At 56.0% G+C, this 11758-nt stretch carries 6 protein-coding genes; 1 reads left to right on the top strand and 5 read right to left on the bottom strand.

The genetic code is table 11. The features are described from left to right. Positions 1–2204: 2204 nt before the first annotated feature. From Q0510_RS15725 to Q0510_RS15705, 5 genes are all read right to left on the bottom strand, one after another. On the bottom strand, positions 2205–2939 hold the full coding sequence (locus tag Q0510_RS15725) for an SDR family NAD(P)-dependent oxidoreductase (RefSeq protein WP_298713790.1): 735 nt from the start codon (positions 2937–2939) through the stop codon (positions 2205–2207). A gap of 70 nt (positions 2940–3009) precedes the next feature. Then, on the bottom strand, positions 3010–3591 hold the full coding sequence (locus tag Q0510_RS15720; RefSeq protein WP_298713787.1) for a Crp/Fnr family transcriptional regulator: 582 nt from the start codon (positions 3589–3591) through the stop codon (positions 3010–3012). Positions 3592–3707: 116 nt separating this feature from the next. Further along, complete coding sequence (locus tag Q0510_RS15715) at positions 3708–5492, bottom strand: RagB/SusD family nutrient uptake outer membrane protein (RefSeq protein WP_298713784.1); 1785 nt, start codon at positions 5490–5492, stop codon at positions 3708–3710. 21 nt (positions 5493–5513) lie between these two features. Next, positions 5514–8765, bottom strand: coding sequence for a TonB-dependent receptor (locus Q0510_RS15710; RefSeq protein WP_298713781.1), 3252 nt, complete (start codon positions 8763–8765; stop codon positions 5514–5516). Positions 8766–9371: 606 nt separating this feature from the next. Continuing rightward, positions 9372–10637 carry an aspartate kinase gene (locus Q0510_RS15705; RefSeq protein WP_298713778.1) on the bottom strand — a complete coding sequence of 422 codons (1266 nt, stop codon included), beginning with the start codon at positions 10635–10637 and terminating at the stop codon, positions 9372–9374. A gap of 152 nt (positions 10638–10789) precedes the next feature. Here Q0510_RS15705 and fbp point away from each other — a divergent pair. Beyond that, on the top strand, positions 10790–11758 hold a 969-nt coding region (gene fbp, locus Q0510_RS15700), incomplete at its 3' end, for a class 1 fructose-bisphosphatase (protein WP_298713776.1).

Raw genomic sequence — 11758 nt, 5'->3', positions numbered from 1 at the left:
AAGCAGAAGACGGCATCCGTGATTACGTACGGCGGCGGGACCAGAAAGCCATGGACAAGCCCGCTGAGATCGAGCTGGGTAAAACCGTGTACTATTTCGGTTTGACCTGGTCGCCGGATAGCAAGAAGATCGTTTTCAGCGATGCGCACTTCAACCTTTTCGTACTCGATGTAGCCAGCCGCAAAGTGACGAAGGTGGCAACTTACGCCAATGGTTCCATTCCTTCCGGCAGTGCCAACGTGTTCCAGCCGTCGTGGTCCACCGATTCGAAATGGATCGCTTTCCTCAATGCGGAAGAAAACGGCTTCGATGCGGTGTTTCTATACGAAGTAGCGTCCGGCAAAACTCACCGGGTGAGTGATGGTATGAGCGATGCGGGTGCGCCTTCGTTCAGCGCCGACGGGAAATATCTCTTCTTCCCCGCCAGCACCAACAGCGGCGCGGGCCTCAGCGGACTGCACATGCAGACCTACGACCGCAACGCCCAATCCAGCCTCTACGCGGCCATCCTGTCGAAAGACACGCCCACGCCCTTAACGCCAGAAAGTGATGAGGAAACGGTGAAATCCGAACAGAAGGATACGGACAAAGACAAGAAGAAGGATTCCACCAAACCCGCTGCTACTGCGTCTGTAGATCCGGAAGGCATCCAGGCGAGGACGGTAGCGCTGCCAGTAACGGCAGGCCGCATCTTTGGCGTGAACGGTGCTGTGAAAGACAAAGTATTCTTTACCGATGGTTCAGAGATCAAATACTTCGACCTGAAAGAAAGAAAAACGGAAAGCTTCGCCAAAGGCGCGGGGTACATGATCAGTGCCGATGGTAAGAAGATGCTGATCGCCGGCGGCGGCAACAACTTCCAGATCGTGGATGCGGGCCGCAAGCCGGGCCCGGGTGAAGGGAAAGTAGACATGTCCAACATCTCCGTTTATATCGATCCCGCCGCCGAATGGAAACAGATTTTCGACGAAGTGTACAAGATCGAGAAGGATTTCTTCTACGTAAAGAATATGCACGGCGTGGACTGGGATGCCAATAAGCGCAAGTACGAAGCCCTGCTGCCGCATGTGAGCAGCCGCGCGGACCTCACCTACCTCCTCAACGAAATGATGAGCGAAATGGTGGTGGGCCACAACTATGTAGGCCTGGGCGATATGCCTTCCGGCCCCAATGTGAACGTGGGCCTGCTGGGCGCGGATTACGAGATCGTGGACGGCCGTTACCGCATTGCTAAAATTTATAACGGCGAAAGCTGGAACCCCGGGGCAAAGGCTCCCTTGTCTGTCCCCGGCCTTAACGTGAAGGAAGGCGATTACATCCTGGCGGTGAACGGCGTGCCGTTGACGGCGGGCATCAGCATCCATGAAATGCTGCAGAACAAATCCGGCAAACAGGTGACGCTGAAAGTAAACAGCGCGGCATCTGAATCCGGCGCGCGCGACATCGTGGTGGTGCCGGTGAGCGCCGGTGCGGAAAACGGGCTGCGGTATGTGGACTGGGTGGAAGGCAACCGAAGGAAGGTGGACCAGCTCAGCGGCGGCAAAATCGCTTACCTGCATATGATCAACACGGGCCGCGATGGTTACGAATCCTTCAACCGGTATTACTATGCGCAGGCCGACAAGAAAGCCCTGCTGCTCGACGAGCGCTTCAATGGCGGCGGCTCCGTGGCCGACTATATCATCGACGTCCTGAACCGCGATGTAATGAGCTACTGGGGCGTGCGCGACGGCCGCAGCTTCACCACGCCGGGCAACGGCATTTATGGCCCGAAGGCGATGCTGATCAACGAGTATGCGGGTTCCGGCGGTGATATGATGCCCTGGATGTTCAATTACAGGAAACTCGGCAAGTTGGTAGGTAAGCGCACGATGGGCATCCTCGTGGGTATCAGCGGTTATCCTTCGCTGATCGACGGCGGCTATGTGACTTCACCCAGCTTCGGGATTTACGATACCAAGGGCAACTGGATCATCGAAAACGTGGGTACGCCGCCCGATGTGGATGTGGAACAAACCCCGGCCGACGTGATCGCCGGCCGCGATCCGCAACTGGAGAAAGGCGTGCAGATCCTGCTCGATGAACTGAAGACGAACACCTGGAAACCGGTGCCCAAGCCGGCCGATCCGGTTCGTGTGAAGTAATCAGTTTTATAATATTTGATAGAAACGGCCGCCGGGAGCGATACCCGGCGGCCGTTTTTTTTATCCGTTCCGCAATATCCTTTCGGCCAGGGCGGGCGAAAGGCGGGAGAGGAGTTTAAGCAGCCGGGCTTTGCCGATGTGTTGTTCGTATACCTCGTTTTCGAACAGCCGGAGAAAAATAGCGGCGAGTTGATCGGGAGAAATTTTCCCGGAGCTACGGTTGGCCGTCATAGCGGTATCCACCAATGGGGGGATGATATCGAACACTTTGACCGGCGAGCCTTCCAGCTGGTAGCGCAACGCTTTGGCGAAGGTGTGGATCGCCGATTTGGTGGCGCAGTACACGGGCGCGGAGCGTTTCGGCGCGATGTAGAGGGCGCTGCTCACGAACACGACAGCTGCCGCCGGTTGCCGGGAAAGTTGGGGCAGGAGACGGGCGGTGAGCTGCAGGGGCGCGGTGAAATTGATGGCGGTTTCTGCGGCGATGTTTGACACTATGTCCGGCGTGGTCTGGAAATCATACGCATATTGTACACCGGCGTTGTTGACGAGGAGATTCAGTCCGGGATGACCGGTGGCTATGTAATCGCACAGGGTATCGACGGATGCGGGGTCGGAAATATCGGAAGGAAAAGTGAAGGCGCCGGGAAGGGATGCCGCTGCGCGGGCGAGTTTGTGGGGATCGCGGCCGGTCAGGATGATGCGGTTACGGCGTGAATGGAACCGGCGCGCAAGGGCGAGCCCTATGCCGGAAGCGCCGCCGGTGATGAGGATGGTATTGCCGGTTGATTGCATATAACGGAAAATGTTGTTTCCGCAAATCTCCGGTGCACCGGCAAATCTTTCGTATACATAGGTAAAGAAATCAGCGCCCGGCGGATTTTCTGCGGATGCGGCTCAGCTGCGTGGGTGTGATGCCCAGGTAGGAGGCAATATGGTATTGCGGTATGGAAGTTTCCAGCGCCGGAAACCGTTCGCGGAACAAGCGGTAACGCGCTTCCGCGTCTAATTGCACGATCTCGATCTCGCGCTGCTCCTTCGCCACGAAGAACCTTTCCGCCAGTATGCGCGCCGCCCGCTCCAGGTCGCCGCAGCTATCCGGGAGCCGCCGGAAATCCTCCGCCGGCGCCACGAGCAGCCTGGCATCCGTCAGCGCCTCCTGCTGGATGAGATTGGGTTGCCCGGTGATCATGGAAGCATATCCGCCGATAAAACAGGGCGGGGTGAAGAAGTGCTTGTTGTATTCCTGCCCCTGTGCATTGCGGTAAAACGCCCGGATCACCCCTTCAGCCAGGAACCCGATCTCCCGCGCATGCTGCCCTTCCCGAATGAAGTACTCCCCCTTTTCAAGGGTGCGCTCCCGGAAAAGCAGGCGCACTTTCTCCCAGGTGGCCGGGGAAAGGGGCGACAATCCATTTAAAAATTGCTGAAGGGCCTGGTACATCATACATCGGGATTTTAGGCGCTTAAATATACGCCAATCACATATATGCATGACGGCCGGGGCGTAATAAAAATGGCGCCCCATAACAGGGCGCCATTCGTTTTAGTATGCAGTTTCAGTTATTTGATACCGTCGTCCCACTTGGGGTTCTGGCTGAGTTTCGGATTCAGCTGCCGCTCCCGGATGGGGATAGGCTGGAGGTAATCCTTCTCTTCGTCGAAGTTCTTCACGGTGCTGCGGTTGATTACTACGTTGCCGCCGGCGGCATCGTTTTCCAGCACGATCTCGCTGCCCAGTTTGTAGTAGGCTACACCTGGAACTGGATTGGCCGGCTTGGTGCCTTCGTAGATCGCCAGGTCGAACGATCCGTTCTGATCCAGGTCGTACATGCCCGGACCGGGGAAATACATGCCCTTAAACGGACGTTTCATGGCAGGGCCTTCCATCCAGCGGAGCAAATCATTCCAACGGAACGATTCCATCACCAGCTCAATCCTCCGCTCGCGGCGGATTTCCAGTAAAACGCCGCGGTTCTTATGAGCAGCCGTCACTTTAGGATATTGCTGCGCCATGTAAGGGTCCGGTGTGGTATTGGCGGCAGACAGGCTCATGCCGGGCATACCCACGCGCTCGCGGAGCAGCTGGATCGACCTGTCGAGGTCCGCCTGCGTGAGGTTGGCCTGCGAACCGGGAATATCGCCCAGCTCGGCTTTCGCCTCTGCGAAGTTCAGCAACACTTCTGCATATCGGAAAATAGGCATCGAATTGGTCGAGCGGTTGTAGGAATCGGAGGTCTGGTCCGTCACATACTTAATCAGCTGGTAGCCGGTAACCGTGGCGCCGAAATCGGGAGGCAGGATGTTGGTGCTGCCGATACGGGTATATCCCGGCGTGCGTACCGTCTGCGATAAACGGGGATCGCGGTTGCGCGTCTCATTGTAAAAAGTGATGGTGTCGTACCCGGGGATGTCGGTGAAAGGCGTTCCGTCGTTCATCAGGTAAGAATTCACCAGCTGCTTGTCGAGCCCTGGCTTGCCGTAGGAAGACGTGATCGTGTAGTAGTTGAGGTTATGCCAGATCTGCAGATCGTTGCTGAAACTCCGCGCCAGGATGATTTCCTGCGGGATCGGCGTCTGCGAAGCAAACAATTCGAGGTACGATTTTTCCGGCGAAGTACGGTAAATGCTGTACGGGCCCGCCATCAGCGCCTCGCTGGCGGACACGCACTCCTTCAGGAAATGCGCCGCGCCGGCGGAGTCGATCTGCGCGTGGTGATACTTCCGGTAAGTGCCCTCGAACAGGCAAAGGCGGCTTTTCAGCGCCAGGGCCGTCCATTTCGTCACTTTCGAAGGATCTACGTTGGCCGGCAGGTTGGCGATGGCGTAATCGATGTCTTTCAATACCGAATCCATCACCAGCTTGCGGGGATCGCGGGCGCGCTTCAGCCCGGCAGTGTCCAGCTGCGCGATCACCTCGTTGATCCAGGGAACGTCGCCGAAGCGCACCACTTTGTCGAAATAGAAATACGCGCGGAAAAACTTCGCTACCGCGGCATGTTTTGCGGCCGTGGCTTCCGGAAGGGTGCGGTTGTAGTTGGATAGGAAGTAGTTGATCTTCCGCAATTCCGTCCAGGTCCAGTTGCCGCCTGTAACCGGCACCGTACGGCGGCCGATGATCAGGTCGGACAGGCTGTTCTTTACCACGTTGTCGATGTCTTCGTTATACACACCTTCCGCGCTGGGAAACGCGCTGTAAAAGGAGTTGGTGTAAATCTCCAGTTCCTTTTCGCTGTTGAAGAATTGGTCCGGCGCAATGTCGGCCAGGGGCTGGCGGTCGAGGAAGCCGCTGCAGGAAGCGAACAATCCCGCGCCGGTGATCATCAAAGCTGCAATATGTTTTTTCATGTTCAATTCGTTTTTGTCAGGTTAGAAACTCAGGTCCAGGCCGAAAGAGAAGGTTTTGGAGAAAGGATACACGCGGCCGTTGGATTCGGCGGCAGCCATCTCCGGATCGATGTACTTCGATTCCAGCTTGGTCCAGGTCACGAGGTTGTCGCCGCTGATGAAGAAGCGGCAGCGCGACAGCTTCGCGCGTTTCAGGATATGGTCGGGCAGCGAATACCCGATGGTGAGGTTTTTCAGGCGGATGTACGCCAGGTCCTGGATGTATTTGTCGTTCGTGTTGGTCAGCGGGTTGTTCCCGTTCAGCGCGATGTAACCGCGCAGGCGGGGGAAGTAGGCGTCGGGGTTTTCCGGGGTCCACACCTTCTCCTCGAAATCTGCCGGGATGAAGGAATAATACGGGCGGGAATACGGTCCCCAGAATTTGTCGGCGTTGGCGCCGGGATACCAGTCTTTCCTGCCGATACCCTGGAAGAAGAACGACAGGTCGAACCCGTTCCAGCTGGCGCCACCGTTAAAACCGAACGGATAGCGGATCTGGTTGTTGCCCACTTTCACCAGGTCTCCCGGATTATCGAGTGTGTTTACGCCGTTATTGATCTTGCCGTCGCCGTTCAGGTCCTTGAAACGGAGGTCGCCGGCGCGCAGCTGGTTCCATTCTCCCGGGGCGCTCGCGATGTTGGAGCCCACCTGCCGCTGGTCCACTTTCCAGGCTTTGGCCTCTTCGTCGGTAGCGAAATAACCGTCGGTTACATAACCCCACATATCACCATATCGCTGGCCTACGATGTAGTCAGACAAGAGTTTGTCCGGGTTGTCGAACCGCGTCACCACCGAATAGAAATCACTGAGGTTGGCGCCTACGTTAAACAGGAAAGGCTTGCCGGCGAGGTCGAACTGGTTGTTGTAGGAAATATTCAGCTCAAAGCCGTTCGTCCGCAGATCCGCCGCGTTTTCCCGCGGCTCCGCCGTACCGAACACCGCCGGCAGGGTCATCCCTTTGGTCAGCATGTCGCGTGTTTCGCGGATATAGTAATCGAAGTTCACGGTCACTCGGTTCTGGAACAATCCCGCATCCATGCCCACGTTCCAGGAAGTCGTTTTTTCCCAGGTCAGGTTCGGGGAAATTGCGCCCGGCGCCGTGAGGTATTCCATGCGCTTGTTATTGGAGATCCAGTCCAGCGTACCGCGCGACAGCACCGGGATGTACCCGTATGTAGCTACCTGCTGGTTGCCCAGGGAACCATACGAAGCGCGGAATTTCAGGTCGCTCACGGTGTTTTTCACCGGTTCGAAGAACGGCTCCTCGCTGACGCGCCATCCGGCGGAAACGGAGGGGAAGAAGCCGAAACGGTCATTCTTCGGGAAGCGGCTCGTACCATCGTAGCGGCCATTGAATTCCACGAGGTATTTGCCTTTATAATCGTAGTTGGCGCGGGCAAAGAAGCCCAGCAGCGCCCATTCGCTCTGGTAGCCGCCTACGGTGGGGTCGGAAGTACCCAGGCTGATATCGTTCAGGCTTTCCGACAGCAGGTCGCCGCGGCGTGCATTCACGCGTTTAAACTGTTTCAGCTCCTGGTTGTAACCCGCCATGAACTTTACATTGTGACGGCCGAACGAACGGTTGTATTCACCATAAGCGTTCACAACATGATACTGGTCGTTGTTGGTTTCTTCGGTCAGGTAATCGCTGCCTACTTTATCGATCACGCCGGGGAAGATGGACCAGGGCGCCACCGCTCTGCGGTACGTGGTGGACGTCGGCAAATCGTTGTCGCGCGCGGGGTTCAGCGTGAAGGTATAATTACCGATCAGGTTGATGTGGTCGTTTACTTTGATGGTGGTCCCGAAAGTCGTCATCAGTTCATTGAACCGCTCGATCCCCTTCGATCTGCCATGCAGCAGGTCGGCGTAAATACCGTCGCCGATGGTGTAGTTGTTTAGCTCCGTGCGGTAAGTGGCGGTGCCGTCGGGGTTCTGCGGGAGATAGGAGGGCAGCGCGTGCACCGTCACGGAAACGAAGTTGCTGTTCACGCCCCAGCCCGGATAAGTGTAATTGGCGATGTTGAACTGTGTGTTGTTGGTGAAGGTCAGCCAGTCATTGGCGCGCACCGTGATCTTCGAGCGCATGTTGTACGCTTCGTATTTGTCCTGGTTGATGCGCATCATCCCTTTCTTCTGGTAGTAACGGCCGGAAAGGAGAAAATCCACCTTCTCGGTGCCGCCGGAAAGGCTCAGGTTGTGCTCCATGCCGGGCTGGTTGTCGCGGAACATCACGCGCCACCAGTCGGTGTTGCCGTAATAAATGTATTGGTCTTTGCCATTCCGGTTGTCGATCACCACATCGGGCAGGGATTTATCCGTCTGGCGTTTTTTCAGTTCTTCATAATCTTCGTCGGTGTAACGGGTATAAGTGTTGCCGGTGGCGCGGAGGAAGGCCTCGTCGTTCAGCCTGGCGGAAGTATAGCCGTCGGTGATGAAGTTGGTGGACACGGTGGACCGGGAATTGGAGAAGTTGTTGCCGTAGTTGACGGTGAGCTTCCCTTTCTTCGCGGCTTTGGTGGTCACCAGGATCACGCCGAAGGCGGCCCTGGCGCCGTAGATGGCGGCGGAGGATGCGTCTTTCAGGACGGTGATGGTTTCCACGTCGCGCGGGTTGATGTTGTTCATAGAACCGGGCACTCCGTCGATGAGTACCAGCGGCGCGCCGGTGCTGAGGGGGTTATTTCCGCGGACGTTGAACTTGCCCGCGCTGCCCGGTCGGCCGTCGCCGAACGATACGTTCAGGTTGGGGATGGCGCCCTGGATGGCCTGGGTGATGTTGGCGACGGGGCGGCTTTCCAGCACCTTGGCGTCTACCTGGCTTACGGCGCCGGTCAGGTTCACTTTCTTCTGGGTGCCGTAGCCCACAACTACGAGCTCATTGAGTTTTTTGTCGTTCTCGGAGAGGATGACATTGGGGAGGGGGTTGTCACCTGCTTTAAGGGTTTTGCCGGTAATCGATTGCGGTTCGAAGCCGATAAAACTGAAGGTGATGGTAACGGGAGCGCCTGCGGGGAGGTTGGCGAGGCGGAACCTCCCGGAGGCGTCGGTGGCGGTCCCTTTCCGCTGGCCGTCAGCGGTTTTTACTTCTACGGAGACGCCCGGGAGCGGTTCGTTTTTCGAACTCGATACGGCCCCCGAGATCGAGGCTCCGCCTTGCTGCGCCATTACGGCCGCAGGCAGGAGGCAGGACAGCAGCAGGGCTGCCCCTAGTGTTCTGAGCTTGCTAAGCATGTTACAGTGGGTTTTATAGATTTGACGTGTATAAAGAGCATGAAAAGTCCTGCAGGCGCGGTAAGCCGCCCTGCGGGGAGTGTTGCTGCGATCATAAATTCATGTATGCGGGCGCAAGATTGCGATAAAGCAGGCGAGCGCCAAACTTATCAGGTTAAGGAACCATTAAAGAAATGTTAACCATCCGAAATGGTGGGTGCATAGACGTGGATTTTGGTTTTAAATATGGTTTTTAACTGGTTATACGTGTCGTGCTTTACTAAACTTTCGAATCTGCTGTTGTTGCCCAACAAAATAATACTAATAATTCACAATTTAATAATGAAAAACAGTGTGTGTGAAGCGAAAGGTAATAAAATGAAACCTGTAGCTGTTCCGTTCGGTTGGGTTAATTAAATACCAGTTTTCGGGATAAGAAAATGCGGAAAGCCTTTCTGGGGCAGGGGATCAGCAATACCTTAATAAGGGCTTGGTATGGATACCGTACTGTAACAGTACTAAATCCTATTGAATGGGGCGGGAAATTGAGTGAAAGGTGATGTTATTTTTGCGCGGAGGCAATGTTATCCGGCCGCCGGGAGCAAAGCATCCGGCGGCCGTTATGATTTATTTCAACACCATCTGGATCGTGCTGGCATTGCGTTGCTCCAGGAGTATTTTGCGGTTTTGGGTGAGCTCTTCGATCAGGCCGTTCTGGTAATGCCTGACGGTCAGCAGCTCCAGGCCCTCATCGTAATTGATCCGGTAGCCGGTATGCAGCGCCTTGATGAGCAGTTCGATTTTTTCCGGGTTGTGGTCGATGGAGCAGGAGAAGGTAATGGCCGCGTTCTGGGTCAGGTTGATCTTGATCTTCTTGTCGTGGAAGATCTCATAGATCTCGCTGATCTTGTCTTCGGTGATGAAGGAGAAGTCGCGGGAGGTAATGGAGATCAGCACCTGGTTCTTTTTCAGTACGATGATGGGCGGCAGTTTGCGGCCGTCTACATCCTGGCGGATCACGGTGCCGGGCAGGTGCATGTCCAGGAAACACTTGACGTATAAAGGTATCTGCTTGTTCTGCAGCGGTTTGATGGTCTTGGGGTGGATCACCTGCGCGCCGTAGTACGCCATTTCGATCACTTCGCTGTAGGCGATCTCGGGAATGTCCACCGTGTTGGGGAAAAGCTTGGGATCGGCGTTTTTGAGGCCGGTCACGTCTTTCCAGATCGTCTGGCTTTCGGCGTTCAGGAGGTTGGCGAACACGGCGGCGGAGAAGTCGCTCCCTTCGCGGCCGAGCGTCACGCTTTCGTTCTGGTCCGTGCTGCCGATGAAGCCCTGGGCGATCACGATGTTCGCGGTATTGAAGAGCGGCAGCACCTTCTGGTTCACCTGCAGTTCGGTGACTTCCCAGTTGATATTGGCGTCGCGGAAGTTATCGTCGGTCCGGAACACGTCGCGCACGTCCACCCAGGTATTGCGGATGCCCGCCTGGTTGAAATAGGCGCTTACGATGGCGGTGCTGAGCAATTCGCCGAGGCCCACCAGCTGGTCGTAATAATAATCGTAGTTGCGGTGGGGCTTTTCGCCCAGCGTCCATTCCGCTTCGGTGAAGAACTGCTGGAGCTGGGTGAAGAGCGGGTGCTCCCTGGTGCCGAGGAGCGCCGCGGCGATGTCCTTGTGCTGCTGCTCCACGTTATAAAGCAGCTGCGCGGCGATCTCCCGCTTGCGCATGAAGTAGTTCTGGGCTACCTTTTCCAGTTCGTTGGTCGTTTTGCCCATCGCGGAGATCACGACCAGCAATTTGCCGGAAGCATGGGCTTCGATGATTTTGCCTACCTGCTGGATGCGCTCAATAGTTTCTAAACTTGCGCCGCCAAATTTGAAAACCTTCATACTTTGTTCCCTCTTCTTTATAAAAATTCTGCGGCAAAGTACGGCAACTTTAGAATTGATTAAAAATCCAAAGGGTAAAAAATGACGGTTTTCTTAAAAAGATCTGATTTCCCGTACCTTAGCCCCGCCAAAACCAACAATTCTGCACGTTTATGAAATTCAACCGCCAAGTGATGAACCTGGACGAATTCACCATCCAGGACCTGAAAAACTATCCCGGAGCCACCGGCCAGCTTTCCGGCCTCCTGCGCGACATTGGCCTGGCCGCCAAACGCGTTAACGTCGAAGTCAACAAAGCCGGTATCGCCGATATCCTCGGGGAAGCAGGCAAAACCAATGTCCAGGGCGAAGCTGTGAAGAAACTCGACGAGTTCGCCAACGACCAGATCATCAACTCCCTGGCCAGCTCCATTTACTGCGCCGGTGTAGCCTCTGAAGAGAACGACACGTTCATCAGCTTCAACGACGAGTACTCCATGAACTCCAAATACGTGGTGCTCATGGACCCGCTCGACGGCTCCGGCAACATCGACGTCAACGTTTCCATCGGCACCATCTTCTCCGTATACCGCCGCCTGTCGCCCAACGGCTCGCCCTGCACCCTGGAAGACTTCCTGCAGCCGGGCTCCCAGCAGATCGCGGCAGGGTACATCATCTACGGCTCATCCACCATGCTGGTATACGCCACCCGCCGCACCCTCCAGGGTTTTACGCTGGACCCCTCCATAGGGGAGTTCTGCCTGTCGCACCCCGACCTGAAAGTGCCCGACGACAGCGACATCTTCTCCGTCAACATGGGTTATTACCACCTGTACGACGAAAAAGTGCGCAACGCCGTGGACCTTTTCATGGCTACCGATGCCAAACAGAAAGTATACCGCCACCGCTTCGTGGGCTGCATGGTCGCGGAAATCCACCGGACCCTTATCCAGGGCGGCATCTTCATGTATCCCGCTTTCGGCAAATACACCAACGGCCGCCTGCGGCTGTGTTATGAATGCAATCCCATGTCGTTCATCATGGAAAAGGCGGGGGGCAGGTCCATTTCAGCCGGCAACCAGCGCCTGCTGGATGTGAAGCCCTCGGAACTGCATGAAAGGATTCCCATTTTTATCGGCTCC

This window comes from uncultured Chitinophaga sp. (assembly GCF_937874145.1).
Taxonomy (GTDB): domain Bacteria; phylum Bacteroidota; class Bacteroidia; order Chitinophagales; family Chitinophagaceae; genus Chitinophaga.
Note: the sequence above shows the minus strand (reverse complement) of the source record. Positions and strands in the feature narration are given on the sequence as shown.